24 protein-coding genes are annotated in these 26523 nt (G+C 67.9%); 15 read left to right on the forward strand and 9 right to left on the reverse strand.

The features are described 5' to 3' along the window. Positions 1-43 precede the first annotated feature (43 nt). Together ACZY0X_RS00385 and ACZY0X_RS00390 are read left to right on the forward strand one after the other, a co-directional pair. On the forward strand, positions 44-763 hold the full coding sequence (locus ACZY0X_RS00385; protein WP_463767645.1) for a DUF899 domain-containing protein: 720 nt from the start codon (positions 44-46) through the stop codon (positions 761-763). Continuing rightward, positions 760-1233, forward strand: coding sequence for an SRPBCC family protein (locus tag ACZY0X_RS00390; RefSeq protein ID WP_463767646.1), 474 nt, complete (start codon positions 760-762; stop codon positions 1231-1233). Before ACZY0X_RS00385 ends, ACZY0X_RS00390 begins: the two co-directional genes overlap by 4 nt. Before the next feature lie 15 nt (positions 1234-1248). On the opposite strand, the gene ACZY0X_RS00395 is transcribed toward ACZY0X_RS00390, so the two are convergent. Next, positions 1249-2118 carry a MaoC family dehydratase gene (locus ACZY0X_RS00395; RefSeq protein WP_463767647.1) on the reverse strand — a complete coding sequence of 290 codons (870 nt, stop codon included), beginning with the start codon at positions 2116-2118 and terminating at the stop codon, positions 1249-1251. 136 nt (positions 2119-2254) lie between these two features. Here ACZY0X_RS00395 and ACZY0X_RS00400 point away from each other — a divergent pair, with 136 nt between their 5' ends. Both ACZY0X_RS00400 and ACZY0X_RS00405 read left to right on the forward strand, forming a co-directional pair. Beyond that, on the forward strand, positions 2255-4279 hold the full coding sequence (locus ACZY0X_RS00400; RefSeq protein WP_463767648.1) for an SDR family oxidoreductase: 2025 nt from the start codon (positions 2255-2257) through the stop codon (positions 4277-4279). Positions 4280-4304: 25 nt separating this feature from the next. Beyond that, positions 4305-5342, forward strand: coding sequence for a nucleoside hydrolase (locus ACZY0X_RS00405; protein ID WP_463767649.1), 1038 nt, complete (start codon positions 4305-4307; stop codon positions 5340-5342). A 7-nt stretch (positions 5343-5349) separates the two neighbouring features. Here ACZY0X_RS00405 and ACZY0X_RS00410 read toward each other — a convergent pair whose 3' ends face one another. After that, complete coding sequence (locus ACZY0X_RS00410) at positions 5350-6912, reverse strand: DNA polymerase Y family protein (protein ID WP_463768714.1); 1563 nt, start codon at positions 6910-6912, stop codon at positions 5350-5352. A gap of 34 nt (positions 6913-6946) precedes the next feature. Beyond that, positions 6947-7654, reverse strand: coding sequence for a hypothetical protein (locus tag ACZY0X_RS00415; protein WP_463767650.1), 708 nt, complete (start codon positions 7652-7654; stop codon positions 6947-6949). A 309-nt stretch (positions 7655-7963) separates the two neighbouring features. Between ACZY0X_RS00415 and ACZY0X_RS00420 the strand changes: the two genes are divergently transcribed. The 4 genes from ACZY0X_RS00420 (at position 7964) to ACZY0X_RS00435 (ending at position 11868) form a co-directional block, all read left to right on the forward strand. Continuing rightward, entirely contained in the window at positions 7964-8218 is a 255-nt protein-coding gene (locus tag ACZY0X_RS00420; RefSeq protein ID WP_463767651.1) for a hypothetical protein, read from the forward strand. 82 nt (positions 8219-8300) lie between these two features. Then, positions 8301-9923, forward strand: a complete 1623-nt coding sequence (locus tag ACZY0X_RS00425) for a S53 family peptidase (RefSeq protein WP_463767652.1) — start codon at positions 8301-8303, stop codon at positions 9921-9923. Beyond that, entirely contained in the window at positions 9920-11149 is a 1230-nt protein-coding gene (locus tag ACZY0X_RS00430) for a zinc ribbon domain-containing protein (protein ID WP_463767653.1), read from the forward strand. The genes ACZY0X_RS00425 and ACZY0X_RS00430 overlap by 4 nt, the downstream gene beginning before the upstream one ends. Continuing rightward, positions 11146-11868, forward strand: a complete 723-nt coding sequence (locus ACZY0X_RS00435; protein WP_463767654.1) for a hypothetical protein — start codon at positions 11146-11148, stop codon at positions 11866-11868. The genes ACZY0X_RS00430 and ACZY0X_RS00435 overlap by 4 nt, the downstream gene beginning before the upstream one ends. A 5-nt stretch (positions 11869-11873) precedes the next feature. Here the strand turns inward: ACZY0X_RS00435 and ACZY0X_RS00440 are convergent, their stop codons facing one another. Further along, positions 11874-12455, reverse strand: a complete 582-nt coding sequence (locus tag ACZY0X_RS00440) for a TetR/AcrR family transcriptional regulator (protein ID WP_463767656.1) — start codon at positions 12453-12455, stop codon at positions 11874-11876. A 60-nt stretch (positions 12456-12515) separates the two neighbouring features. Between ACZY0X_RS00440 and kstD the strand changes: the two genes are divergently transcribed. The 6 genes from kstD (at position 12516) to ACZY0X_RS00470 (ending at position 19568) form a co-directional block, all read left to right on the forward strand. Further along, positions 12516-14132, forward strand: a complete 1617-nt coding sequence (kstD, locus tag ACZY0X_RS00445) for a 3-oxosteroid 1-dehydrogenase (protein WP_463767657.1) — start codon at positions 12516-12518, stop codon at positions 14130-14132. Positions 14133-14326: 194 nt separating this feature from the next. Then, a complete protein-coding gene (locus ACZY0X_RS00450) occupies positions 14327-15325 on the forward strand; it encodes an alpha/beta hydrolase (RefSeq protein WP_463767658.1) in 999 nt (332 codons plus the stop codon). A gap of 5 nt (positions 15326-15330) precedes the next feature. Continuing rightward, complete coding sequence (locus ACZY0X_RS00455) at positions 15331-16179, forward strand: SDR family NAD(P)-dependent oxidoreductase (RefSeq protein ID WP_463768715.1); 849 nt, start codon at positions 15331-15333, stop codon at positions 16177-16179. A 9-nt stretch (positions 16180-16188) separates the two neighbouring features. Further along, complete coding sequence (locus ACZY0X_RS00460) at positions 16189-17121, forward strand: ferritin-like domain-containing protein (protein WP_463767659.1); 933 nt, start codon at positions 16189-16191, stop codon at positions 17119-17121. Next, the gene (locus tag ACZY0X_RS00465; RefSeq protein WP_463767660.1) at positions 17105-18643 is read left to right on the forward strand and encodes a flavin-containing monooxygenase; all 1539 of its coding nucleotides are present in this window, start codon (positions 17105-17107) and stop codon (positions 18641-18643) included. Before ACZY0X_RS00460 ends, ACZY0X_RS00465 begins: the two co-directional genes overlap by 17 nt. A gap of 1 nt (position 18644) precedes the next feature. Beyond that, positions 18645-19568 carry a MerR family transcriptional regulator gene (locus ACZY0X_RS00470; protein WP_463767661.1) on the forward strand — a complete coding sequence of 308 codons (924 nt, stop codon included), beginning with the start codon at positions 18645-18647 and terminating at the stop codon, positions 19566-19568. 9 nt (positions 19569-19577) lie between these two features. On the opposite strand, the gene guaA is transcribed toward ACZY0X_RS00470, so the two are convergent. From guaA to ACZY0X_RS00485, 3 genes are read right to left on the reverse strand one after another with little or no spacing between them, the layout of a single operon-like run. Further along, positions 19578-21146: a glutamine-hydrolyzing GMP synthase gene (gene guaA, locus ACZY0X_RS00475; protein WP_463767662.1), complete on the reverse strand. Its 1569-nt coding sequence runs from the start codon at positions 21144-21146 to the stop codon at positions 19578-19580. 23 nt (positions 21147-21169) lie between these two features. Next, complete coding sequence (locus ACZY0X_RS00480) at positions 21170-22006, reverse strand: hypothetical protein (RefSeq protein ID WP_463767663.1); 837 nt, start codon at positions 22004-22006, stop codon at positions 21170-21172. Positions 22007-22061: 55 nt separating this feature from the next. Beyond that, entirely contained in the window at positions 22062-22628 is a 567-nt protein-coding gene (locus ACZY0X_RS00485; RefSeq protein ID WP_463767664.1) for a TetR/AcrR family transcriptional regulator, read from the reverse strand. 68 nt (positions 22629-22696) lie between these two features. On the opposite strand from ACZY0X_RS00485, the gene ACZY0X_RS00490 reads away from it, so the two are divergent. After that, on the forward strand, positions 22697-23584 hold the full coding sequence (locus ACZY0X_RS00490) for a TauD/TfdA dioxygenase family protein (RefSeq protein ID WP_463767665.1): 888 nt from the start codon (positions 22697-22699) through the stop codon (positions 23582-23584). A gap of 9 nt (positions 23585-23593) precedes the next feature. On the opposite strand, the gene ACZY0X_RS00495 is transcribed toward ACZY0X_RS00490, so the two are convergent. Both ACZY0X_RS00495 and ACZY0X_RS00500 read right to left on the reverse strand, forming a co-directional pair. Beyond that, positions 23594-25330: an FAD-dependent oxidoreductase gene (locus ACZY0X_RS00495; RefSeq protein WP_463767666.1), complete on the reverse strand. Its 1737-nt coding sequence runs from the start codon at positions 25328-25330 to the stop codon at positions 23594-23596. 60 nt (positions 25331-25390) lie between these two features. Then, complete coding sequence (locus ACZY0X_RS00500) at positions 25391-26518, reverse strand: GuaB3 family IMP dehydrogenase-related protein (protein ID WP_463767667.1); 1128 nt, start codon at positions 26516-26518, stop codon at positions 25391-25393. Between the last annotated feature and the right edge of the window lie 5 nt (positions 26519-26523).

A 26523-nucleotide genomic window follows, 5' to 3' on the forward strand; every position in this document is an offset into this window, starting at 1 on the left:
TCAACACATCAGAGCAGCACGACCCAACGACTCTGGAGGAACAGTGACCGAGAAGACCGCCACCTCGCTCCCCCAGGTGGTCGACAACGACACCTGGCGCACCGCACTCGAGGACCTACGCCGACGCGAGAAGGCCGCCACCCGCGAACTCGATGCCATCGCCGCGCAACGCCGTCGCCTGCCCATGGTCGAACTACCCGACTACACCCTCATCGGCGAGGACGGCCCCATCAAGCTGGCCGACGTCTTTGACGGCCGCTCCCAGTTGATCGTCTACAACCACATGTGGACCGACGGCGCGGAATGGCAGTGCGGCGGTTGCACAGGATTCACCTCGCAGTTCGCCCGGCTGGGCGGCCTCGACAACTACGACGCCCGCTTCGTCATCGTCACCAACGGGCCCATCGAAGAGGCACTGGCCTACAAGGCCAAGGTCGGCAACAAGATGGACTGGTACTCGTCGTCGGAGAGTTCGTTCGGCGCCGACGTCGACGCGCCCCCCGGAGAGGGATTCGGGGTGAACGTGTTCCTACGCGCGACGGGTCCGTCGGGTGAAGAAGCGGTGTACCGCACGTGGCACACCAACGGTCGCGGCACCGAGCAACTCAGCTACACCTTCCCGTTGGTCGACATCCTGCCGTGGGGCCGCCAGGAGGAATGGCAGGACTCACCCGAGGGCTGGCCCAAGTCACCGACCTACTCGAAGTGGCTCGACTCCCCCGATGTCGCCAGGCTCTACGGCCCGAACGGAGCCGCCCGATGAGCGCGCCGACCCGCGAACGCTACGTCGTCACCCGCACCATCCCCGCGAGCCCGGCGGCGGTCTTCGCGGTGTTGGCCGACCCGACCCGGCACAAGGACACCGAACCCGGCGACTGGGTCCGCGACGCCGTGGACACCGAACCGATCAACGGCACCGGCACGCTCTTCGCAGTCAACATGTTCCTGGACGCCGCCGGTGGCCACTACGTCATGCACAACCTGGTCACCGAGTTCGATCAGGACCGCACCATCGGCTGGCTGCCCGGCCAGCTCGACGAGTCGGGAAACCACGCTCCCGGCGGCTGGTGGTGGCGTTATGACCTGGCGCCCAACGGCTCCGGGACCGACGTCACGCTCACCTACGACTGGTCCGGCACATCGCAGGACTTCCGCGACCAGATCGGGGCGCCGGTCTTCGGCCCGGACTTCATCGAGGAGTCACTGGCATCGCTTGCGCGTGCCGTGAGCTGAGCTAGCTTCCCAGCCTCAGTCGACGTACTCGGCGGTGCCGTCATCGAGCACTACGCGCGCGTTGGATCCGTCGGCCTCGGCGGCCTCGGTGCGGAACACCGCGTGGCCAGGCTCGGTGCGCCACACCGACGTCGTCAGCGTCTCGCCCGGGAACACCGGTGAGGTGAAGCGCGCGCCGACGGCGCGAATCCTCGTCGCGTCACCGCCGCCGAGTTCGGCGACCAGCACGCGGCCGGCGACGCCGTAGGTGCACAGCCCGTGCAGGATCGGCTTGGGGAACCCGGCCAGTGTCTGGGCGAACCACGGGTCGCTGTGCAGCGGGTTGCGGTCACCGGACAGCCGGTAGATCAGCGGCTGATCGACGGTGGTGGCCAGCGCGACCGTCGCGTCGGGTTCGCGGTCGGGGAACACCGGAGCGACGGGACGTTCGCCCTGCTGCCCACCGAAACCGCCCTCGCCGCGGATGACGGCGGTGGACACCGTCTCGGCGACGACCTCTCCGGTCTCCGGGTCGGTGCCGACGCCCTTGAACACCAGGATGGCGTTCTTGCCCTCGCCCTTGTCCTGGATGTCGACGACCTCGGAGTGCACGTTGAGCTTGCCGGCCGGCGGCAGCGGTGCGTGCAGGCGGATCTGCTGGCTGCCGTGCAGCAGCATGCCGAAGTTGAAGGTGCCGACCTCGCCGACTGCACCCCACGCCGGGCACGCGATCACGGCGTACGTCGGCAGGACCTGCTGCTCGATGTCATGACTGTTCTCGGTGGTGAACGCCAGATCGTTGACGCCCGCACCGACGCCGAGCGCGTAGAGAAGGGTCTCGCGGTCGGTCCACTCGAATGGCTGGGGCGCGCTCTTGGCACCGATGGCGTTGGGGTTGATCGGCATGTGGTCTCTCCCTTTGGGGGCACGGGGACGTGGCTGTCTCAGACGTTATCGGCCGCGCCCTGGCGATCTTCGACCACGTCCCCGATCAGGTCACAGCCTGTTGACCTTTGCCTGATTGAGGGTGACCATGGCTGGCATGCGCTATGTCGTTACCGGCGGTACCGGGTTTATTGGTCGCCGTGTCGTGTCCCGAATTCTGTCCCGCTCCGAGGACGCCCAGGTGTGGGTGCTGGTGCGACGAGAGTCTCTCGAGCGATTCGAGCGGCTGGCACAGTCCTGGGGCGAACGGGCAAAACCGCTGGTCGGCGACCTGACTGCGGATGGCCTCGGGCTCAGCGATGAGGCTTTGGGCGAGCTGGGCGCCGTCGACCACGTGGTGCACTGCGCGGCGATCTATGACATCACCGCCGACGACGCCACCCAGCGGGCCGCCAATGTCGACGGCACCCGCGCGGTAATCGACCTGGCCGTCCGGCTGGACGCGACACTGCACCACGTCTCGTCGATAGCAGTGGCGGGCACCTTTCCCGGGGAGTACACCGAGGAGGACTTCGACGTCGCCCAGGATCTCCCGACGCCGTATCACCAGACCAAGTTCGAGGCGGAGTCGCTGGTGCGGTCTGCGCCGCGGCTGCGCTACCGCGTCTACCGTCCCGCCGTCGTGGTCGGGGACTCGCGCACCGGCGAGATGGACAAGATCGACGGGCCGTACTACTTCTTCCCCATCCTGGCCAAGCTGGCCAAGCTGCCGTCACTGACCCCGATCGTGCTGCCCGACACCGGCCGCACCAACATCGTGCCGGTCGACTATGTGGCGGACGCGTTGGTCGAACTCGTGCACACCCCCGGCCGCGACGGCCAGACGTTCCATCTCACCGCACCCAAGACGACGGGTCTGCGCGGCATCTACCGCGGGATCGCCAAAGAGGCCGGACTGCCGCCGCTTCGTGGCTCGCTCCCCAGCGCCACGGCGACCCCCTTCCTCAAGGTCGGCGGCCGGGTCAAGATCGTGCGCAATATGGTGGCCACTCAGCTGGGCATCCCGGGCGAGATCCTCGACGTGGTCGATCTGGCACCGACGTTCACCGCCGAGAACACCACAGAGGCGTTGCGCGGCACCGGAATCGAGGTCCCGCAGTTCTCGACGTATGCGCCGAGGCTGTGGCGGTACTGGGCGCAGCACCTCGACCCCGACCGGGCGCGACGCGATGATCCGCGCGGGCCGCTGGTGGGCAAGCACGTCATCATCACCGGCGCGTCCAGCGGTATCGGACGCGCGTCGGCGATCGCGATCGCCGAACGCGGGGCCACCGTCTTCGCGCTGGCCCGCAACGCGTCGGCACTCGACGACCTGGTCGCCGAGATCCGCCAAACCGGCGGCCAGGCATACGCATTCACCTGTGACGTCACCGACTCCGCGTCCGTCGAGCACACCGTCAAGGACATCCTCGGCCGGTTCGGACACGTCGACTACCTGGTCAACAACGCGGGCCGGTCCATCCGCCGATCGGTCACCGCCTCCACCGACCGCCTGCACGACTACGAACGCGTGATGGCGGTCAACTACTTCGGTTCGGTGCGCATGGTGCTCGCCCTGCTGCCGCATTGGCAGGAGCGTCGATTCGGCCACGTGGTCAACGTGTCCAGCGCGGGAGTCCAGGCCAGCAGCCCCAAGTACAGCGCCTATGTGCCGACCAAGGCCGCGCTCGACGCGTTCGCCGACGTGGTTGGCACCGAGACGCTCTCGGATCACATCACCTTCACCAGCATCCACATGCCGCTGGTGCGGACGCCGATGATCGCGCCCTCGCGCCAGCTCAATCCCGTCCCGCCCATCACCGCCGAGCACGCCGCGGCGATGGTGGTGCGCGGGCTCGTCGAGAAACCCACGCGGATCGACACCCCGCTGGGCACCCTGGCCGACTTCGGCACCTATCTCACCCCGAAACTGTCCCGACGGCTGCTGCATCAGCTGTACCTGGGGTACCCGGACTCCGCGGCGGCCCGGGGCGTCACAGCCGCCGACGGCCACGACACCGGGGCGTCCGACCCCGCGCGCATGCGCCAGCCCAAGCCTCCGGCACGCGTCAGCGGCGCGCACCTGCGGGTACCGCGTCCGATCAAGCAGGCGGTCCGCCTGATCCCCGGCGTGCACTGGTAGTCGTTTCGGCCCTATCGTTGGCGGCGTGAGCGCGCCCGTATTCGCCGACGTCGACACCGGTGTGGACGACGCGATGGCGCTGGCGTACCTGTTCGCCAGCGACGACGCCGACCTGATCGGGATCGCGTCAACGGCGGGCAACGTCCCCGTCGACGTGGTTTGCGCCAACAATCTCGGCCTTCTCGATCTCTGCGGTATCAGCGGGGTCCCGGTGTCAAGGGGTGCCGACCGCCCGCTGGCGACACCGCTGCGCACCGCCGAGGACACCCACGGACCGTTGGGCCTCGGGTACGCCCGGCTTCCCGCAGGGGACGGGCGGCTGACCGACTACGACGCCGCGCAAGCCTGGGTGCGGGCCGCCCACGAGTATCCGGGCGAGTTGATCGGCCTGGTCACCGGACCGCTGACCAACCTGGCGCTGGCCCTGCGCGCAGAACCACGCCTGCCCAGGCTGCTGCGACGGCTGGTGATCATGGGAGGCGCCTTCGACTACCGCGGCAACACCACACCGGTCGCCGAGTGGAATATCAGCGTCGACCCCGAGTCGGCCGCTGAGGTGTTCAACGTCTGGGGTGCGGCGTGGGGTCTGGAGATGCCGACCCACCTGCCGATCGTGTTGGGGCTCAACCTCACCGAGCACGCCGCGATGACACCGGCGATCCTGAGCCGGCTCGCGGCGGCAGCGGGTTCCGCGACCGCGCCGATGAGCGTGCTCGACGACCGCGGCACCCTGTCGGCAGCCGCCAACCCGTTGATCCGCGTGCTCGAGGACGCCATGCGGTTCTACTTCGAGTTCCACTTCGACCAGGGCGAGGGGTATCTCGCGCACCTTCATGATCCGCTCGCCGCGGCGGTGGCTCTCGACCCCGACCTGGTGCGCTGCCGCCAGACCACCATCGATGTGGAGCTGTCGGGCAGGCTCACTCGCGCCATGACCGTGGTCGACTGGCGCGGACACTGGGGCCGACAGCCCAACGCCCTCGTCGGCGTCAGCGTGGACCCGGACGCGTTCTTCGACCGGTTCATCTCCCGTGTGGGGCCCTTCGCCGCCGGTCTGTCCTGACGGCACCTCACTCGTACACCCCCTCCAGATACCACCTCCTCTGCCGGTAACACAGCAGCATCGCGCGGCCGACAGTGTCGTTCCGGTTCTCGAGCAGCACCTGCACGCGAGCCGTGCGCCCCTTCCCCTGAGCCGACGACTCCTCCGGCTCCCCTGACTCCCACCACCTTTCATCGACGAGCCACGGTCCGGCCCACCAGCTCAGGCTCTCGGATCTGCCGTCCTCGGTCAGACGCGCCGGAGTTGCGGAGAGCAGTCCCCTGGCGGTCACCCGTACCGGGGCGCCCTCGACGTCGAGCAGTTCCACCGGATCGTCGAGCAGCACGGTGGGCGATGGATCGGGTAGCCGACCGGGCCAGGGCTGTGTCGGGTCTGCCCGGGGCACCGGCTCGTCTCCCAACGGGGTGAACGTGATGCGTTCGGCGGGCCCGCGGCCCCCGCTGAGCACCGGCACCCGAACCGCATCCGGACCGAGCAGACCCTGGACCCGCACCAGGGCGCGCCGAGCACGCAGCCTGTCGTCATCACCGGAGGACCCCCACAGCGGCAGCTGCAGCGCGGCCGCCGACACCACCTCCACCGGATGCAGCCTCAGCAGGATCACCGGCGCGGTCGGCCGGTCCTCCCGGCGACGGTTCAGCCACCCGTCCAGCTGCCAGCGCACACGATCCGCGGTGGCATCCTCGGTCAGCGGTTCGGCACATCGCCAAACCCGTTGCAGCTCCTCACCATTTTCCGTCACAGCATGGATGGCCAGCCGGGTGCACCCGATCCCGGCGGCCTCGAGACTGCGATGCAGTTCGGCGGCCAGTGACCGGCCGGCGAATGCCGCCGCGTCCACCCGGTCCACCGGCGGATCGCAGTTGCGCACGGCATCGAGATCCGGTGACGGTTCCCGGCCGGAGGGTCCGCGGGTCGGCTCACCGCGTGCGAACCGGTGCGCGCTCACCGCATCCGCACCGAATCGGGACGCCACATCTGTGCGCGACAGCGCGGCGAACTGGCCGACGGTCCGGATGCCCATCCGCCACAACAGATCCGCCAAATCCTCCCGACCGGGCGCGGCCAGGCTGGGCTCGGTGGCCAGTTGCCGGATGGACAGCGGGGACAGGAACCGGGCGTCACCCCCCGGCTCGACGATCCGGCCGGCACGCGCGGCGAACACCGCGGTGGACAGGTGATCGGCGATGCCGACCTGACACTCCACGCCCGCCGCGGCAACGGCATCGACGAGGCGCTCGGCGGCGGCCTGCTCGGACCCGAAGTAGCGGGCCGCCCCGCGCACCGACAACACCAACAGCCCGGGCCGCAGCACCTCGGCACGGGGCACCACATCGTCGACGGCGGCCGTCACGCCCTCGAAGTGGCGGGCGTCGCGAGCGGGATCAGCAGCGGTGACGTGCAATTGGGGGCAGCGCGCCTGGGCCTCCCGACGCCGCAGACCCCGCCGCACCCCCGCCGCACGTGCGGCTGCCGAACAGGCCACGACGCGATTGGCCAGTGTCACCGCGGCCGGGGCGGTGGCAGGCAGACCCGCCGCCGTCGCTGCCGCCACCGTGGGCCAGTCCATACACCAGATGGCCAGCACCCGAGCGTGAGCCACGTCAACCACCCACTGCGCGAATGGGATCGCTTGCCCTACCGCGACCCCGCATCGCCAACCTCACCGCACTGATCCGCCCACATCCGGGCACCGGTGGCCCCGACCCCGCACCCGTCACCTCGTATCCGCAGACCCTGGCCTCCAGCCGCGCCGACGCACCCGGCCAGTCGCCCCCGGTCACCAGCAGGGTGCATTCCCGCTGCCGGGCCCGTGCCGTGACCGCCCGGGCCCGACTGGGCGACACCGATCGCCCACCCAGGCCCAGCACCACCAGGTCCAGGCCGTCCATCAGAACCGCGGCCACCTCGACCGGGTCGGGACCGGGATCTGGGATCACCGCGAGCCTGCTCAGATCCGCACCCATCTCGACCGCCGCCAACAGCCCGACGTCGGGCAGCCCGACGATGGCCACGTGATCACCCGCCGCCGTGACGGTGGCAACCATGTTCAGCATCAGCGACCGGGCGCCCGTCAGCACCGCCACCGCCCCGCGTGGCAATGCCCCTGGGAGCAGATCGGCCAGCGAATCCGGGACCGGCAGCAAACTTTCCGAGGCGGGCAGGAGTGCACCCGCCGGCCCCGGGGTACGCTGTGCCGATCCGGCCGGAGCGGCACCCTTCCCGGACATCGCCGCCATCTTCCGGCGAAGGTGTTCTACCTGTTCAGCGCGGCTCGACCGACGTTCCTCCAGGCTCGCGGCACTCGTCACAGAAGCACCTCCCGCACCATCCTGAACAGATCTTCAATCGAACATGTGTTCGATGATCTGAGTAAACACTCGCCCTCCGACAATCGTCAAGCGGATCGGACCGCCGATACGCCGCGTGGGTGACCAACATCGCTGGTGAGGCCACACGTAATGACTGTGCGCCGATATGAGTGGTGAGCTAAAGTCAAGATCGCCAGAACCCGCTTCGGGATGGGGCTGGTGTACGGGCCCCGACACGGACCGTGCGGAGCCGCGCGAGCGGTTCGCCGAAGACTCGTGTTCGAACTCGGGGATAGTTAGGACTCACACATGAAGTCGAATCGTCTGGCTCGTCGCATCGCGGCGGCTGTGGGCGGTACCGCCATCGTTGCCATGATCGGCCTGACCGCCGCCTGCGGTACCGAAGAGGAGAAGGCCCCCGAAACGACCACGACGACCACGACTCCGTCGTCGGCCCCGTCGTTGTCACCCACTGAGAAGTCAATCAGTCCCACGGGCGGCAACCTGTTCACGCCTCCGGTCAAGGCGCCTCCTGCGCCGACGGCCATTCCTGGCGACAACTGATCTGGCGCGGCCTCGGGAGCCACAACGGCTTCCGAGGCACCGCTAGCGCAACACCGCGATGGTTCGGCAGCCGCTACCGACCATGACGACACCCTCCAACCGACGGGTCAGACCCGCGCGGTGGTTGCTCGTCGCCGTCGCCGCGGCAGCTCTCCTGGTCACATCGGACATTCGGCCGGCGCCGAACCCCGATGCCGCAGGCAGGATCGACGGACCGTTCGCGTCACTGCTGGCCGCCTCGACCGATCTCGGTCCCGCCCGCGGTGACCACGTCCAGCTGACGGCTGCCCTGCGTGACCGCACCCGACCGGTGACGTTGATCGAATGGGCACGGGCACAAGGGCTCTCGGCGCGCTGGCGACTCGGCGACAACTGGGCGATCATCGAGGGCGCCCCGGCAGCGGTGGCGGAGTCCCTCGACGTCGAGGTGCACGACTACCGCGGCAAACGCGGCCAGGAGTTCTACGCCTCCCCGCAGCAACCCCGCGTGCCGACAGCCCTGGCCGGCGACGTCACCGAGCTGGGCCGGATCCTCAGCTACACGCCCCACCGGATGTCGCGACCGGACAACTTCCCCCTCGACGTACCGAACCGCGGGCTCAGCCCGACCGACCTGCTCAACACCTACAACGCGGACGACTTGGCGCGAGCCGGTTTCACCGGCAAGGGCCAGACGATCGTCATCTTCGCGTTCGACGGGTTCGACCAGGCCGACCTCGACACCTTCTCCGCCACGTACGGGCTCCCCCAGTTCACTCCCGAGGTGGTGGGCGGATCGCCCGGCAAGCCACGTGGTGAGTTGACGATGGATCTCGAAGTGGCACATGCCATTGCACCCGATGCGACGAAGGTCGTGGTCAACGCCCGGCCCACCGTCGAGGGTGAGGGCGGCTACCAGAGGGTCGGTCAGATGCTGGAGGACACCGACCGCCAGTTCCCCGGCGCGGTCTGGAGTTTCTCGATCGGCTGGGGCTGCGACAAGCTGCTGACCGCCGCCGACCTGGCACCCGTGCGTTCAGCACTTGCCGCGGCCCACAAGAACGGCACCAGCGCGTTCAACGCCAGTGGCGATCTGGCCGGGCTGGAGTGCAAGGGCGGCGATGACTGGGACTCTCCGCCGGGCACACAAGACATCGGCCTGGACTCGGTGGCGTCACTGCCCGAGATGACCAGCGTCGGTGGCACCACGCTGTCCACCGACGCCGACGGCGGCTGGCTCGCCGAACAGGCCTGGTTCGACGTGCCGCTGTCCCAGGGCACCGGCGGTGGGGTGTCAACGCTCTTCGACGTTCCGCCCTGGCAGCGCGGTTTCACCGAACAGGTTGCACCCGAACGGAACACCGGGAAGCGGATGACCCCGGACATCTCCGCCGTCGCCGATCCGTTCACCGGGGTGAAGATCGTCCTCGATCAGCAGGACGTGGTCGGAGGTGGCACCTCGCAGTCGGCCCCCATCTGGGCCGGGCTGGCCGCCGTGATGAACCAGTACCTGCTCGCCAACGGCGGCGATCTGATCGGCGACATCAACCCGCTGCTCTACCGGATCGCCCAGGGCGCACAGCTTCCCGCGTTCCGCGACGTGACCCTCGGCGGTAACGCCGTCGACACGGCGGGGCCGGGCTATGACCTCGTCAGCGGTCTGGGCACACCTGACGTCGACAATCTGGTTCGCAACATCCTCATTCTGCAGAAGGTGACGCGATGAGCACGCAGTCCGAACCCAATGATCCAGAGCGGCCCACCATGGAGTGCTCGGTGTGCCAGATGGACGTGCCCGCCGGGCAGTTCTGCGGTTACTGCGGCGACTACCTGGAGGATCACCCGCGAAGCGGCCCGAAGTGGTTGCGGATGAGAGCGTTCAGCGCATCGCCCGGTGAGCACCTGCTGACCCCGAACCTCGCCAGCTCGCTGTTCCCGCAACTACCGCCGGCATCCCGGAAGGTCTTCCTGCTCGGGCTCGGCCTGCTGCTGGTCGCACTCGTCGCCGCCACCTGGTTCAAGCTTCCCGCCGTGCTCATCACCGTCGCCGCGTTGGGACTGCCCCTGCTATTCCTGATCTATCTGCAGGAGGCCGACGCGCACCGCGACATTCCGTCGGTGACCCTGGTGATCACCGCCGCTCTTGGCATCGGCCTCGGGGTGGGCTGGGTGCTGCTGACTGGTGCGGCCATGGCCCGTTCGTACGGGGTGCCGCTGGGTGCGGGTATCAGCGCAACCCGCATCGTTCGCGACGGACTGGGCATACCCGTGGGCGGCATGCTGCTGATGCTCGTGCCTGCCGCGCTGGTCCGACTGTTCCGGCCGGGACCGCGAGAGTCGTTGGACGGCTTCGCACTCGGCGCCCTCGGTGCGCTGATGTTCACCGGAGCGGCGACTCTCACCCGTCTGGCACCGCAGTTCACCACCGGAATGATCGCCAGGGCGCGGCCGATGGACGGGCTGATGGTCGAGGCGGGGATCCGGGGTATCGCGGTGCCGCTCACCGCGGCATGCGTCGGCGGGTTGATGGGTGCGGCACTGTGGTTCACCCGACCCGCCAACAAGAAGGAGAAGGGCCGCACCTACGTGCGACTGGTCCTGGTCATACTCGCTCTGGCCGTGATGGCGATGTACGCCGGTCTGGGATTGGTCGACGTCGCGCGGGTGCCCCAGTTCCTGCAACTGGCAGTGCATCTCACGATCGCCGTCATCGCGCTGCTGGCGCTTCGGGTCGGTCTGCATCTGGCGCTGCTGCACGAGGCCCACGACGAGGTCCGAGAGGACGAACCGATCCTGTGCCCGTTCTGCGGTCACGTCGTGCCCGATATGGCCTTCTGCCCGGCGTGCGGGGCGGCCACCCACGCGGCGTCGCGGTCGTCGCGACAGATCCGCCGGGATCATCGCCCGGTCCGGATCGACTCCGGCCCCACGCCCGAGGCGGATGACCGATGACAACGGTCGCTCCCGGCTACTCGGTCTTCGGCGGCACCTACACCGTCGCGGCGCCGCCGGCCAAGACGTCGCACCGCCGCCTCGTCGTCGTGTGGGTGCTGGCCATCGCCGTCGTCGCCGCCGGCCTGGTGGCGCTGTCGGGCGCACTGGAGAAACCGAAGCCCCGGTACGTGTGCCCGCCAGACTGCGGCGCACCGCCACTGGGTGAGCCCGTCACGATCAATCCCCGCTTCACCTCCGACGACGGCGCCTTCTCGGTGGCCTATCCCGCCGAGGGCTCGGCCTACCAGATCACCACCGCGCCCAACAGCGTGACGGCGAACCTGCAGGCCGGCGACGGCGGCACCATGCGGCTGTTCAGCGAGCCGGCAGCCGGCCGATCCCCGCGCGACATCGCCATCGCCCTGGTGAACAAGACGTTCCCCGACACCAAGACCGCCTACGAGATTCCCAACGCGATGGTGGGCTATCAACCCGGGTTCGGGATGGTCGCGGACTGTTGGCCCCAGGGTGCGACCGCCAGCTATTCACGGATGCGGGTGATCGTCATGGTGGCGGTGAAGGACGACCTGGCCCTGGTGGCCGGCGCGGTCGGGCCCTATCACGCCTTCGGGCCGGACTTCGGCTCCGGCAAGCCGTCAGCGGCGAATCTCCAACTAGCCCTGGACATGGGCAAGTACGTCAACAGCTTCAGCTGGCGCGGCGACCCGCCACGCTGAAGTCGCTACGTCGCATACGGGGACGCCGCGATGGCCTGGTCGATGCACGACAACAGCGTCGACTCCGCGTTCGCGGTCGTCATCCACTGCCGGTATCCGAATTCGATGACGGCTAGAACGGTGCACACAGCGACTCCTGGCCGGTAGTCGGTGTCCGGATCGAGGCGCATGCGACGAGCGGTCATCTGAATGAGGGTTGCGCGGTCGGCGTCGCTGATCAGAGCCACTCTGTCCAGTATTGCGGGCACTGCGGTGACCACCGACCGCCATTTCCGCATCTCAGCTGCGTCGACGTGACCGGTTTGTGTGCGGATCGCGTCGATCAACCCCTCACACACGTCGCGATCCTCGGGGTGCGAGGCGAATCCGTTGACGATTGCGGCGCTGCTGGCCCGTAGCGGCCTCAGGAGCAGGTCATCCTTGGTGGGGACGTGCCGGTAGTAGGTGCTTGGCGAAACTCCTGCGGCGGCGGCGATTTCATCGGTTGTGACCCTCGCGTAGCCACGTTCGGCGAACAGTTGCAGCGCCGCGGCGTCGATATCGCGGCGCACCTGCTCACGCTGCTTCTCCCGCAAGGACGAGCTCACAGCTGACCATCATGCCACCTTGTGCCACCAACTACCTACATGATAGTAACTGTCATATCGATGGATACTGTCAGATTGGTCACCGCCGCCGCCCACGGCCTGAGTGTGGTGATCCTGGAGAAGTCCCAGTACTGGGGCGGTTCGACCGCGCGCTCGGGTGGCGGGGTCTGGATCCCGGGCAACGACGAACTGCGCAGACACCTGCCCGCTGATGACGTCGAGTCGGCGCGCACCTATCTACGGGCCATCGTCGGCGCCGATGCAGACGCTGCGCGTATCGACGCGTACATCGACCGGGGGCCCGAGGCGCTGCGCTTTCTGACCGAGCACTCGGCGCTGAATCTGCAATGGGTGCGCGGCTACAGCGACTACCTTCCCGAACAGCCGGGAGGTAAGGCGCTGGGCCGTTCGTGCGAGCCGCGTCCGTTCGACGCGCGCCGGCTCGGCGATGACCTGGCCACGCTGCAACCGTTCTACACCCGCGCACCACTCAACGTGGTGGTGCAACAGTCCGACTATCGGTGGCTCAGTGTCGGATTCCGGCACTGGCGGGGGCCTGTTCGCATGCTCAAGGTCGCCGCCCGCAGCGCTCTCGCGCGAGCCCGCGGCGCCAAACTCGTCGGCCTGGGTAGCGCTCTGGCCGGATCGCTGATGCTCGGGGTTCGACAGGCCGGTATCCCAGTTCACCTCGGCACGGCTGCCCTCGAGTTGGTCATGACCGGCGACCGCGTCACCGGGGTCAAATGTACCGACGAACGTGTGATCGACGCTCGTCGCGGCGTCATTCTGGCCAGCGGTGGATTCGATCACGACGAGGAGATGCGCGCTCACCACCATCGGTCACCAGCCGGCCCAGCGCTATCGCTTGGCGCGGCGTCCAACACCGGCGATGGCATCCGGGCCGCGGAAAAGCTGGGTGCCGCAACCGATCTCATGGATGACGCCTGGTGGGCACCGTCGATTCCCCTACCCAAGGGCCCGTGGTTCGCCCTCGCCGAACGCTCGCTACCTCGCAGCATCATGGTCAACGCCACCGGCAGACGATTCATGAATGAGTCGCTGCCCTACATCGAGGCCACCCATCGCATGTTCGGCGGCCCTCACGGACAGGGCACAGGCCCCGCCAGCAACCTGCCCTGCTGGCTGATCTTCGATCAGACCTACCGCAACCGCTACATGTTCGCCGGCAAGCCCGCCCGCACCCCGCTACCGCCCTCGTGGTTCACCAGCGGTGCGCTCACCACGGCGGACTCCATCACCGCGCTAGCCACCGAAATCGGTGTTCCCCCAGACGCTCTCACCGAGACGGTCAACACGTTCAACCACGCGGCGCGATCGGGCCACGACACCGACTTCCACCGCGGCGAATCGGCGTACGACCACTACTACGCCGACCCCACCAACACCCCCAACCCCAGCCTCGGCGAGATCACCCAAGCACCCTTCTACGCCGCCCAGATGGTGCCCGCCGACCTCGGAACCAAGGGTGGCATCAGCACTGACGATCACGCGCGCGCCCTCACCCCCGATGCCACACCGATCCCCGGCCTCTACGCGGTCGGCAACACCTCAGCCGCACTCATGGGCCACACCTACGCCGGCCCTGGAGCCACCATCGGTCCCGCGCTCGTATTCGGCTACCTGGCAGCGCTTCACATCGCCGGTCGTCAGATGTAGCGGCCGCCGTCGCCACCGATCGTCTACCCGGTGACGCAGCCGCCGCGGTGATCTCGTCGACGGTCCGCTGGGCCGCGCCCCAATCCTCACAGGCCAACGGAAGTGATGAAGACCTCCTAACAGCCAATGTTGACATTGACTAATGTCAACATTGGTGATGTACTCGTGGGACGCTTCGACCAACGGAGGTCCGAATGCCCGCCAATGTGGCTGTGACCAGCACTGATCTGCCCACCCGCGGCTCGCTGCGGTCCCGCGGCGCTGCCGCGATCAGCGGAGTCACCCTGCGACAACTCAGCGCAGTGCTGCCGCCCGAGCGGGCCTGGGGGCTCTGGGCCTCACGCCGGATCGTCGCCCAGATCATGAACTCGTTCGGGCCGTCCCTGGCCGGCACGCGTATCGAACCCGTCGACGTCCGGATGGCCGACGGCAGGCGCGTGGTCGGCGAGTGGGTCCGCGGCCCCGGGGTCGATACCGGCGATCGGGCGATCTACTTCGTGCACGGCAGCGGGTTCGCACTGTGCTCACCACGCACGCACCGCCGGCTGACCGCGTGGCTGTCCCGGCTGACCGGGCTGCCGGTGTTCTGCGTCGACTACCGGCTCGCCCCCGAGTACCGGTTCCCCACCGCAGCCGACGACGTCCGCTCCGGTTGGGACTGGCTGTGCTCCGAGCGCGGACTGGCCCCAGACCGCATCTTCATCGGGGGCGACTCGGCGGGCGGTCACCTTGCCGTCGACCTCCTGTTGCAGAACGACATCGAGCACCCCGCCGGGCTCGCCCTGTTCTCCCCGCTCATCGATCTGACATTCGCGCTGTCCCGCACCCGCGAGTACCTGCGACGCGACCCCGCGATCCGCGCGGCCGACGCCGCCAAGCTCGTCCGACTGTATTGCGCGGGAACAGATCTCGACCACCCCCGCCTGTCCCTCGACGTCGCGGGCGGCCGGAGGATGCCGCCCACCCTGATCCAGGCGGGCGGCGGCGAGATGCTCGTCGCCGACGCCCGTAGGCTCGCCGCCGATGTCGCCGCGGCGGGCGGACGGTGCGAGCTGCAGGTGTGGCCCGACCAAGTGCACGTGTTCCAGGCGCTGCCTCGCCTGACCCCCGAGGCCGCGCCCGCCATGCGCCACGTCGCCGCGTTCATCGCCGACTCAATGCACCGGCACGACGCCGAGCGGGTCGCGGGGTGACCGTGTTGGGCATCCTCGGATCGCGCGGGCGCAGCAAGGCTGCCGACGCCGTCATCACGGGCGCGGGCAGCGGCATCGGCGCCGCATTCGCCGTCGAACTCGCCAAGCGGGGCGGCCGAGTGGTGTGCAGCGACCTCGACGAGGCCACGGCGCGCACCACCGCCGACGGCATCACCGCGGCGGGCGGTCAGGCAATCCCGTTGCGCTGCGACGTCTCCCGTATCGACGACGTCCAACGGCTGGCCGAGCAGGCGCAGACCTGGTTCGGCGGTCCCCCATCGCTGGTGATCAACAACGCCGGCGTCGGGGCGGGCGGCCAGCCGATCGGCGAGGCCGGGCTCGACGACTGGAACTGGGTTCTCGGCATCAACCTGTGGGGTCCCATCCACGGGTGCCACGTGTTCACACCGATCCTGCGCGAGGCCAGCGAGACTGGTGACGACCGGCCACGCGGCATCATCAACGTCGCGTCGGCGGCGGCGTTCGGCGCGGCACCGGGGATGGCCGCCTACAACGTCAGCAAGGCAGGCGTGCTGTCACTGTCGGAGACGCTGTCCGCGGAGCTGGCCGGGACCGGGATCGCCGTCACCGCACTGTGTCCGACGTTCGTCAAGACCAACATCGTCTCGGCGGGCCGGATCAGTGAGCAGTCCTCGGAGCTGGCCGACCGGCTCATGCGCTGGACCGGATTCTCCCCGGAGCGCGTGGCCCGCAGCTGCCTCGACACCAACGACCGCGGCGGCCTCTACTGCATGCCGCAACCCGACGCCAGGATCGGTTGGGGCATCAAACGTTTGACCCCGACGGTGTACACCCGCGCCGTCGGACTGACCACCCGCATCAGAACACCCTAGGAGGTAACCATGGCCCCCAAGTCGAAGCTCGACATGGACGCGATGCTCGCCAAGATCAAGGACCGGCAGTGGGCGCTGGCAGACATCGACTGGGATGCACCGGGTGCCGAGACCATCACCGACGAGATGCGGCCCAAGCTCAAGGCCTTCATGGCCGACCTGTGCTGGATCGAGAACATCGGTGCCCGCGGATTCGCCGCGCTGGCCAAGAAGGCGCCGACACCGACGATCGCGGAGATCTACCGCTACTTCCACGCCGAGGAGCAGCGCCACGCGAACGCCGAGCTGGCACTGATGCAGCGGTGGGGAATGCTCTCCGACGGCGAGGTTCCCGAGCCGAACGTCAACATCAGGCTTGCGATCGACTGGCTGGACCGCTGGGCCGACGATATGCCGCTGTCGCTGCTGGGCACGGTGATCCCGATGCTGGAGGTCGCCCTTGACGGTGCGCTGCTGAAGTTCCTGCTCGACGAGGTGTCCGATCCGGTGTGTCATCAGGTCTTCGAGAAGATCAACAACGACGAGTCACGGCATCTCGTCGTCGATTTCGAGGTGCTCGACATGATCGGACAGGCCAAGATCCGGCGGTTGCTGATCGACTTCGTCGGCCACAACGCCACGCCAGGTCTGATCATCGGCGCGATCATGGGTGCCCCGCTGATCAACAGGATCCGCAACGAGATCGTCGCCATGGGCATGGAACCAGAGCGGCTGTACAAGGCCGTGAAGCGGTTCAAGGAACTCGGTGATCGGGGCGAATCCACCAGGCGGGTACCGACTTACCGCTTCCTGCGGCAATACGCCGGCGTGGTCACCAACCCCCGCCACCCCTACCACCTGCTGGCCAACTCGATGGTCTGGCTCTCCGACCGGTACCCGCGGCCGCTGCTGCCGTCGGTGCCGAGCTGGGTCAACGAGGTCACCCATGAGCCGGCGGCCTGACGTGGCGAATCGCGTTTACGACACGATCATTGTCGGCACCGGCTTCACCGGAATCGGCGCGGCCATCAAACTGACTCAGGCCGGGGTCGACGACTTCGTCATCCTCGAACGCGAGGACCGCGTCGGCGGAACATGGCGGGACAACACCTATCCCGGTGCTGCATGCGATATCCCGTCGCTGCTGTACTCGTTCTCGTTCGTGGCCAACCCGACGTGGTCACGGGCGTACTCGCCGGCCGAGGAGATCCGCCGCCACATCGAGGCCATGGTCGAGGAGTTCGACCTGACCCGCCGAATCCAGTTCGGCGTCGAGGTCAACGGGCTGGCCTTCAACGAGGACGACGGCACCTGGACCGTCAAGACCACGGGCCGCAAGACGTTCCGGGCCCGCACCGTGGTGCTCGCGTCGGGTCCGCTGCCCGACCACAAGCTGCCCGACATCAGGGGTATCGACACCTACGAGGGCACCAAGATTCACAGCGCCCGGTGGGACCACGACTACGACTTCACCGGTAAGCGGGTGGCCGTCATCGGCACCGGTGCCAGCGCCGTGCAGATCGTGCCCGAACTGGTCAAACAGGCTGCGTTCGTCAAGGTGTTCCAACGCACCCCGGGCTGGGTGATGCCGCGGTTGGACATCGCCACGCCCCAGCGGGCCCAGACGTTGTTCGCCAAGGTTCCTGCCGCACAACGCCTTGCCCGCCAGGCGCTGTACTGGGGCCACGAGGCCAGTGCCACCGCACTGGTGTGGGACTCACCTCTGACCGGCGTGGTCGCCCGGCTCAGCAAGGCCCACCTGCGCCGTCAGGTCAAGGATCCGTGGCTGCGCCGTCAGCTCACCCCCGACTTCACGCCTGGATGCAAGCGCATGCTGGTCTCCAGCGACTACTACCCCGCGCTGCAACGCGACAACTGCAAGCTCATCGACTGGCCGATCGCCACCATGAGCCCCGTGGGCATCCGCACCAGCGACGGCATCGAGCACCACCTCGATGCGATCGTCTTCGCCACCGGTTATGACGTGCACCTGTCCGGTCCGCCGTATCCGGTCACCGGGATCGGCGGCCGGTCGATGGCCGACGAGTGGTCGGGCGGTGCGCAGGCCTACAAGAGCATCAACGCCCACGGCTACCCGAATCTGTTCATCATGACCGGCCCCAACTCGGGCCCTGGCCACAACTCGCTGCTGGTGTACGTGGAGGGGCAGCTCGACTACGCCGTCGCGGGCATCACCACGATCCTGCGCAATCAGCTGCGCTATCTCGACGTGCGCGAAGACGTCCAACGCCGCTACAACGAGCGGCTACAGCAGCGGTTGACCAAGACGACGTGGATGAGCGGCTGCAACAGCTGGTATCTGACCGCCGACGGATTCAACGCGTCGATGTACCCGGGCTTCGCCACCCAGTATCTTCGACAGATGCGCGACTTCAGATTCGGCGACTATGACATTGCGGACGCGAGGAGCAAAGACGACACCGTGGCACGCGATGCGCGCGCCACCCTTACATCGTCTGCCTGACATGCCCCCAGCCAAGCCTCCTCGGCAGCCTGCGGGTGCCATCTCGACGATCCTGGGCGGGTTGCGTCGCGCACCCCGCCAGATCCGAAGGGGTTCCCGCGACGTCATCGAGAACGCGGTGTCGCAGCTGTTCGACGCCGCGGTCCAACCGCATGGCATCGAGTCCTCCGGCGAGTACCGCATCGAGGAGCTGGCCCGGCTGGCAGGCACCACCACACGCAACATCAGGGTGTACCGCGACCGCGGTCTGTTGCATCCGCCGCTGCGAGTCGGCCGCATCGCGCTGTTCAACGACACCCACCTGACACGGCTACGCCTCATCACCTCGATGCTCGAGCGGGGCTACAACATCGCGCACGTGAACGAGATGCTGTCGGCCTGGGAGCAGGGCAAGGACCTCGGCGACATGCTCGGCCTGGAGTCCGCGATCGCCGGCAGCTGGGCCACCGAGCGGCCCGAGCGGATGTCGGAGGCAGAGGCCAGGCAGCTGGTCGATGACGATGACGCTTTCGAGCGGATGCTCGGCAACGGGGTGCTCAAACGCGATCCCGACGACGCCGACCGGATAACCGTGGTGCGCCCCAAGCTGATCGAGATCTTCAACGAGATCCACGAGTACGGTGTCGCCACCTCCAAGCTCGTCGACCTGCACGAGCAGATCACCCCGCTCATCGACCAGATCAGCGGGCTTCTCGTGGCTGCCGGCGTCGAGCACGTCGTCGATCGACTCAAGCCCGGTGCGGTGCTGCCACCGGATACCGAACTCGCCGAACTGATCACGATGCTGGTGCGGTTCCGCACCCAAGCGGTCAGTGCGGTGACGGCGACGCTGGCCTTCTCGATCGAGTCGACCATCGAATCGGCAGTGAGTCAGATCCTCGGCGACTTCATCGCCAAGGAGGCCGAGCGCGAAGCCGAGGCCTGAGCCCCGCCGTCACTCCCACTCGATGGTGCCCGGCGGCTTGCTCGTCACGTCGAGCACCACCCGGTTGACCTCAGGCACCTCATTGGTGATCCGCGTCGAGATGCGTTCCAGCACTTCGTAGGGCACCCGCGTCCAGTCCGCGGTCATGGCGTCCTCGCTCGACACCGGGCGCAGCACGATCGGATGACCGTAGGTGCGTCCGTCACCCTGCACACCGACGGACCGGACATCGGCCAGCAGCACCACCGGGCACTGCCAGATCTGGTTGTCCAGGCCCGCCGCGGTGAGTTCCTCGCGCGCGATGGAGTCCGCCCGACGCAGCGTGTCCAGCCGCGGCGCCGTCACCTCGCCGACGATCCGGATGGCCAGACCCGGTCCCGGGAACGGCTGGCGTGCAACGATTTCCTCGGGCACTCCGAGTTCACGCCCGACGGCGCGCACCTCGTCCTTGAACAGCAGCCGCAACGGCTCGACGAGCTTGAACTTCAGATCCGCGGGCAGACCACCCACGTTGTGGTGGCTCTTGATGTTGGCCGCACCGGTGCCGCCGCCCGACTCCACCACGTCCGGATACAGCGTGCCCTGGACCAGGAACTCGACGTCGGAGTCGGCAGACCCACCGTCCTCGACGATATCGCGCACCGCACCCTCGAACGCGCGGATGAACTCGCGGCCGATGATCTTGCGCTTGCCCTCGGGGTTGGTCACCCCGGACAGCGCCTCGAGGAAGGTCTCCTCGGCGTCGACCGTGACGAGTTTCGCGCCCGTGGCCGCGACGAAGTCGCGTTGCACCTGACCGCGCTCGCCGGCGCGCAGCAGACCGTGGTCCACGAACACACACGTCAGGCGGTCACCGATGGCCTTCTGGACTATCGCCGCCGCAACCGCGGAGTCCACGCCGCCGGACAGCGCACAGATCGCCCGGCCGTCGCCGATCTGGGTGCGGACCTGTTCGACGAGTGCGTCGGCGATATTGGCCGCGGTCCACGTCGCGCCGATCCCAGCGAATTCGTGCAGGAACCGGCTCAGAATCTGCTGCCCGTGCGGTGTGTGCAGAACCTCGGGGTGGTACTGCACCCCGGCGAGGCGACGGCCGCGGTCCTCGAACGCCGCCACAGGAGCGCCTGCACTGCTGGCGACGACATCGAAGCCGGCGGGCGCCTCGGTGACGGCATCACCGTGGCTCATCCATACCGGCTGCGCATCGGGCAGGTCCGAATGCAGTTGTCCCCCGGTGACATTGAGTGTCGTTCGGCCGTACTCGCTGGTGCCGGTGTGTGCGACGGTGCCACCGAGCGCCTGGGCCATCGCCTGGAAGCCGTAGCAGATGCCAAAGACCGGGATCCCGAGATCGAACAACGCCGGGTCGAGCCGAGGTGCACCCTCGGCGTACACGCTGGCGGGTCCGCCGGACAGGACGATCGCCTGGGGATCCTTGGCCTTGATCTCCTCGATGGTCGCGCTGTGCGGGATCACCTCGGAGTAGACCCGCGCTTCGCGGACACGTCGCGCGATGAGCTGCGCGTACTGCGCGCCGAAGTCGACGACCAGGACGGGACGGGGGGCTGCAGATTCCACCCGGTCAGTCTAGTGGGACCCAATCAGCGGGGATTGGTGACAACGAGTTCGTGGTCACCGGTCTGCCACGCCTGCTCGAACACGTCCATGTTCACCTGTTCACCGCGGGTGTCCTCGCCACCGCTGTCCCCGAGGTAGACGATGTCGTTGTCGACGTCGATCGCCGCGACGGTGACCAGATGACCGCAGTTGGTTCGGTCACCCTCGGTGTCCCAGATGATCTTCGAGTTCACGCACACGATGGCCTGCTGACCATTGCCCAGGTAGTCCATGAGCGCCTCGATGCCCGTCTCCTGCCCGCCATCGTCCGCGACGAAGTCGTTGGTGTAGACCGCGCCGATTCCGTAGTGATCCAACAGCAGCAGCAGGTCTTTCGTGCACGTCCCGTGGCCGACGCCGCCGTCGGCAGGGTCGATGCTCTCGTCGTACACCGGGTCACCCGGTGAGCACTTACTCGGCGTATCCGCCGCCAGATCGATGATCTGCCGCTCGGTCGGGGGCTGGTCGATGATCTCACCGATGACGGCCCGCGTTGCCATCAGCCCGCAGTCACCCTCGGACTGCTGCTCCCAGTTCCGGGTGGCGGCGTCGGGGTCGCCGTAGACCCCGCTGTACTCGTTGGGTCCGTCCTGGTCGTCCCGCGCGGCCCCATTGTCAGTGGACGCCTCAACCTTCGCGCGGTCCCCACCGGGCTTCGGCCGGGCGACCTCGGTGCAACCCCAGTTCGACTCAGCGGCTGCAGCACTTGCCGTCTCAGCCGGGGGCGAGGCCGATCCGCAGGCAGCACCGAAGAAGGCAGCCGCGGTGGCCAGACAGATCGCGACCCGTCGAGTTCGCCGACTGTTTGAAATGACAACCATCGACAGAAACTAACAAAGCAGGTCGGTCCCTGGCGGGCGTTTACTGACGCATACGTCAGTGCGGTTCGACAAGGTCGGCTGCCGCCTTGTCGATGGACTCGCGCAGGACGGCGTCGTCGACTGCGTCCAGACCGAGGGCGGTACGCAGAAACGGCTGGAAGAGCTGCCAGCCAATTTGCAGTGCAACGACGTTCGCTGCCGCGAGCCTGGCGCTGGTGTCGTCATCGAAGCGCGGGCTGAGCTGCTCGAGCAGATCCGCCAGATTCGGGAAGCTGGTCTGCAACTGCCCCGCCGGATAGCCATCCAGCAGAGCGCGAGCCACCACCCGAGAGTGTCGGTCAACAGCCTGTTCGATCTCCGCCTGCCCCGCGCCGGCGTGACGCAGGCCGGTGAGGTTACCTGCGAGGTGATCGAGAACCGCACCCACGAGGCGGTCCTTGGTGCCGAAGTGACGGAAAACCAGCCCGTGATTGACCTTCGACCGTGCCGCGATATCGCGGATCGAGGTCGCGGCCGGCCCCCGTTCGGCGAACAACTCGGATGCGGCCTCGAGCACCGCTGCCGCCACTTCATCGCGCCCCACCGGGGCCGTGACCCGCTTGGATGGCGGCCGTGTAGTCATCTGGCTACACTAGTCCAGGCAACGTGTAGTCACTTGACTACACCGCACCGAGCGAACGAGGAGACCACATGACATCGGCCCCGACTATCACCAAACTCGGCAGTCGAATCGGCGCCCGCGTCGATGAGGTGGCACTCGGCGGCGACCTGTCGCAGGACACCGTGGCGACCATCCGCGCCGCCCTGCTCGAACACCGCGTGATCTTCTTCCGCGGCCAGAACCACCTCGACGACGAACGCCAGCACGCGTTCGCTCGACTGATGGGAACCCCGGTCGGTCACCACGCCCTCAAGCAGGACAGCGCGCCGCTCATCACGCCACTCGACTCCGAGTACGCCAAGGCAACCCGCTGGCATACCGATGTCACGTTCGTCCCCGACTACCCCGCCGCGTCGATCCTGCGCGCGGTGACACTGCCCGAATACGGCGGCTCGACGCTCTGGGCATCCACGGTGGCGGCCTATGACGCGCTGCCTGCACCGCTGAAAGCACTCACCGAGAATCTGTGGGCCGTGCACAGCAACCGGTTCGACTACGCCGCCGCACCGGCGGGCGCCCTGAACGAGGAGCAACAGCGGATGCGGGCCGCATTCGAGAAGCCCGACTTCCGCACCGAGCACCCGGTGGTACGAGTTCATCCCGAGACCGGCGAGCGCACGCTGCTGGCCGGTGACTTCGTCCGCGGATTCCTCGGCCTGGACAGCCACGAGTCACAAACCCTGCTCGAGCTGCTGCAGCGTCGGATCACGATGCCCGAGAACACCATCCGGTGGAACTGGGCACCTGGCGACGTCGCCATGTGGGACAACCGGGCCACCCAGCACCGCGCGGTCGACGACTACGACGATCAGCGCCGCATCATGCACCGGGTGACGCTGACCGGCGACGTGCCCGTCGACGTGCACGGGCAGTCCAGCCGTCCGCTCGCCGATGCGGCGCTGCTCATGGCGAGCTGAACCGCTCGGTCAGCCGGCGGAGCTGACCGGTTCGATCGGCAACCGCCGCAGGGCCGCAGGCGCTGTCGCCGGCACGACCGGATGTCCGGGCTCGACCGGCGCCAGCCTGCGGTAGGGGTCCCCCTGATCGGGTCGCAGATCGTTCTCACCCTTGTTGGGCCAGAGCGAGGCGGCCCGCTCAGCCTGCGCGGTGATCGACAGCGACGGGTTCACCCCGAGGTTGGCCGAGATCGACGCGCCGTCCATGACGTGCAGCGTCGGGTAGTTGTACACCCGCTGATACGGGTCGATGACACCGTGCTCGGGGCTGTCACCGATCGCGGCGCCACCGAGGAAGTGCGCGGTCAGCGGGATGTTGAAAAGCTCGCCCCACGTGCCGCCGGCAACGCCGTTGATCTTCTTGGCGATGCGCCGGGTGACCTCGTTGCCCGCCGGAATCCACGTCGGGTTCGGCTCTCCATGGCCCTGCTTGCTGTCGAGCATGCGGAAGCCGAACTTCGTCTTCCTGGTGAAGGTGGTGATCGAGTTGTCCAGGTGCTGCATGACCAGCGCGATCACTGTGCGCTCGCTCCACTGCCGGGGGTTGAGCATCCGCAGCATCTGCTTGGGATCCTCGCCCGCCTGATCCAGCAGCTGCCGCCACCGCGGGGTGTCAGTGCCCTGCGGTCCGGTGCCGTCGGTCATCAGTGTCTGCAGCAGACCCATCGCGTTCGAGCCCTTGCCGTAGCGCACGGGTTCGACGTGGGTGTCGCTCGTCGGGTGGATCGACGACGTGATCGCCACACCGTGGGTGAGGTCGTACTCGCCGGTGACCTTCAGGGTGGCGGCGCCGACGATGGACTCCGAGTTGGTCCGCGTCAGCACGCCGAGCTTGTCCGACAGCTTGGGCAGCTTGCCCTTGTCACGCATCTTGAACAACAGCTTCTGTGTGCCGTAGGTGCCAGCGGCGAGGACGACGTGGCGCGCCGTGAACGTCTTGCGCCTGCGACGCAGCTTGCTGCCGGTGCGCGCGGTGCGCACCTCCCACAGCCCGTCTGGCCGTTGCTCGAAACCGGTGACGATGGTCAGCGGATGCACCTGTGCGCCAGCCGATTCCGCCAGTCCCAGGTAGTTCTTGAGCAGAGTGTTCTTGGCGCCGTACCGGCAGCCGGTCATACATGCTCCGCACTCCAGGCAGCCGGTTCGCGCTGGGCCCGCACCGCCGAAGTACGGGTCGGGCACCGTCTTGCCCGGCACCTTCTCGCCATCGGGCCCGAAGAACACACCGACGGGCGTCGGGACGAACGTGTCGCCCACGCCCATATCGTCGGCGACCTCCTTCATGATGCGGTCGGCGTCGGTGAAAGTCGGGTTGGTCACGACGCCGAGCATCCGCTGAGCCTGGTCGTAGTGCGGCATGAGTTCGGCACGCCAGTCGGTGATGTCCTTCCACTGCGCGTCGTTGAAGAACGGGTCCGGCGGCACGTACAGCGTGTTGGCGTAGTTGAGCGATCCGCCGCCGACACCGGCGCCGGCCAGGATCATCACGTTGCGCAGAAGATGGATGCGCTGGATGCCGTACATGCCGAACTGCGGCGCCCAGAGGAACTTGCGCAGGTTCCACGATGTCTTCGCGAAGTCCGCGTCCTCATAGCGCCGACCGGCCTCCAGCACGCCGACTCGGTAGCCCTTCTCGGTGAGCCGCAGCGCGCTGACGCTGCCCCCGAAGCCCGAGCCGATGATCAGGACGTCGTAGTCAGGATCCATGCCAACAGTATGAACTTACCGACGGGTAACTAGCTAGACAGGGGACCCTAACTTGTAAAGCTAGCTGCCGACGGCCAGACCGACCTTCTGGAATTCCTTGAGATCGCAGTACCCGGCCTTGGCCATCGCCCGGCGTAGACCGCCCACCAGGTTCAGCGACCCGAACGGGTCATCGGACGGCCCGGACAGCACCTGCGCCAAGGACGGCCGCTCGCCCAACGCGACCTGCAGCAGGGCGCCACGCGGCAATGACGGGTGCGCGGCGGCCGACGGCCAGAACCAGCCGCCGCCCTGCGACTCCTCGGCAGCGGCGAGCGGTGTGCCCAGCACCACGGCGTCGGCGCCGCACGCGATGGCCTTGGCCAGCTCGCCTGAGGTGTGGATGTCGCCGTCGGCGAGCACGTGCACGTAGCGGCCGCCGGTCTCATCGAGGTATTCCCGCCGCGCGGCGGCGGCGTCGGCGATCGCGGTCGCCATCGGCACGCTGATGCCCAGCACCTCATCACTGGTCGTGACACCCCAGGTGGACCCGTAGCCGACGATGACGCCTGCGGCTCCGGTGCGCATCAGATGCAGCGCCGTGCGGTGATCGAGCACGCCGCCAGCCACGACGGGCACGTCCAGTTCGGAGATGAATGTCTTGAGGTTCAGCGGTTCGCCATCGGACGCGACCCGCTCGGCCGAGATGATGGTGCCCTGGATGACCAGCAGGTCGATACCTGCCGCCACCAGCGTAGGGGTCAGTGCCTGCGCGTTCTGCGGGCTGACCCGCACCGCGGTGACAACGCCGGCGTCTCGGATGCGCATGACCGCGGCACCGAGCAGCTCGGGATCCAGGGGGGCGGCGTGCAACTGCTGAAGCATCCGGATCGCCGCCGTCGGATCAGGCTCCTTGGCCGCGACCTCGATGACCTCGGCGACCCTGGCCTCGACGTCGGCGTGCCTGCCGATCAGGCCCTCGCCGTTGAGCACGCCCAGTCCGCCCTGCTTGCCCAGTTCGATGGCGAACTCGGGCGAGACCAGGGCGTCGGTGGGATGGGAGACGACCGGGATCTCGAAGCGGTAGGCATCGAGCTGCCATGTTGTCGACACGTCCTGCGAGGACCGGGTACGCCTCGACGGCACGATGTTGATGTCGTCGAGTTCATAGGTCCGTCGGGCGTTTCTGCCCAACCCGATTTCAACCATGTCAC

The sequence above is a fragment of the Mycobacterium sp. IDUB_39 genome, from assembly GCF_055419205.1.

What these genes read in the sequence shown, in the direction of transcription:
- ACZY0X_RS00390 (WP_463767646.1), top strand. Translation starts at nt 760, where the DNA reads ATGAGCGCGCCGACCCGCGAACGCTACGTCGTCACCCGCACCATCCCC.
- ACZY0X_RS00395 (WP_463767647.1), bottom strand. Translation starts at nt 2,118, where the DNA reads ATGCCGATCAACCCCAACGCCATCGGTGCCAAGAGCGCGCCCCAGCCA.
- ACZY0X_RS00400 (WP_463767648.1), top strand. Translation starts at nt 2,255, where the DNA reads ATGCGCTATGTCGTTACCGGCGGTACCGGGTTTATTGGTCGCCGTGTC.
- ACZY0X_RS00410 (WP_463768714.1), bottom strand. Translation starts at nt 6,912, where the DNA reads ATGGACTGGCCCACGGTGGCGGCAGCGACGGCGGCGGGTCTGCCTGCC.
- ACZY0X_RS00420 (WP_463767651.1), top strand. Translation starts at nt 7,964, where the DNA reads ATGAAGTCGAATCGTCTGGCTCGTCGCATCGCGGCGGCTGTGGGCGGT.
- ACZY0X_RS00425 (WP_463767652.1), top strand. Translation starts at nt 8,301, where the DNA reads ATGACGACACCCTCCAACCGACGGGTCAGACCCGCGCGGTGGTTGCTC.
- ACZY0X_RS00430 (WP_463767653.1), top strand. Translation starts at nt 9,920, where the DNA reads ATGAGCACGCAGTCCGAACCCAATGATCCAGAGCGGCCCACCATGGAG.
- ACZY0X_RS00435 (WP_463767654.1), top strand. Translation starts at nt 11,146, where the DNA reads ATGACAACGGTCGCTCCCGGCTACTCGGTCTTCGGCGGCACCTACACC.
- kstD (WP_463767657.1), top strand. Translation starts at nt 12,516, where the DNA reads ATGGATACTGTCAGATTGGTCACCGCCGCCGCCCACGGCCTGAGTGTG.
- ACZY0X_RS00450 (WP_463767658.1), top strand. Translation starts at nt 14,327, where the DNA reads ATGCCCGCCAATGTGGCTGTGACCAGCACTGATCTGCCCACCCGCGGC.
- ACZY0X_RS00460 (WP_463767659.1), top strand. Translation starts at nt 16,189, where the DNA reads ATGGCCCCCAAGTCGAAGCTCGACATGGACGCGATGCTCGCCAAGATC.
- ACZY0X_RS00465 (WP_463767660.1), top strand. Translation starts at nt 17,105, where the DNA reads ATGAGCCGGCGGCCTGACGTGGCGAATCGCGTTTACGACACGATCATT.
- ACZY0X_RS00470 (WP_463767661.1), top strand. Translation starts at nt 18,645, where the DNA reads ATGCCCCCAGCCAAGCCTCCTCGGCAGCCTGCGGGTGCCATCTCGACG.
- ACZY0X_RS00480 (WP_463767663.1), bottom strand. Translation starts at nt 22,006, where the DNA reads ATGGTTGTCATTTCAAACAGTCGGCGAACTCGACGGGTCGCGATCTGT.
- ACZY0X_RS00485 (WP_463767664.1), bottom strand. Translation starts at nt 22,628, where the DNA reads ATGACTACACGGCCGCCATCCAAGCGGGTCACGGCCCCGGTGGGGCGC.
- ACZY0X_RS00490 (WP_463767665.1), top strand. Translation starts at nt 22,697, where the DNA reads ATGACATCGGCCCCGACTATCACCAAACTCGGCAGTCGAATCGGCGCC.
- ACZY0X_RS00495 (WP_463767666.1), bottom strand. Translation starts at nt 25,330, where the DNA reads ATGGATCCTGACTACGACGTCCTGATCATCGGCTCGGGCTTCGGGGGC.
- ACZY0X_RS00500 (WP_463767667.1), bottom strand. Translation starts at nt 26,518, where the DNA reads ATGGTTGAAATCGGGTTGGGCAGAAACGCCCGACGGACCTATGAACTC.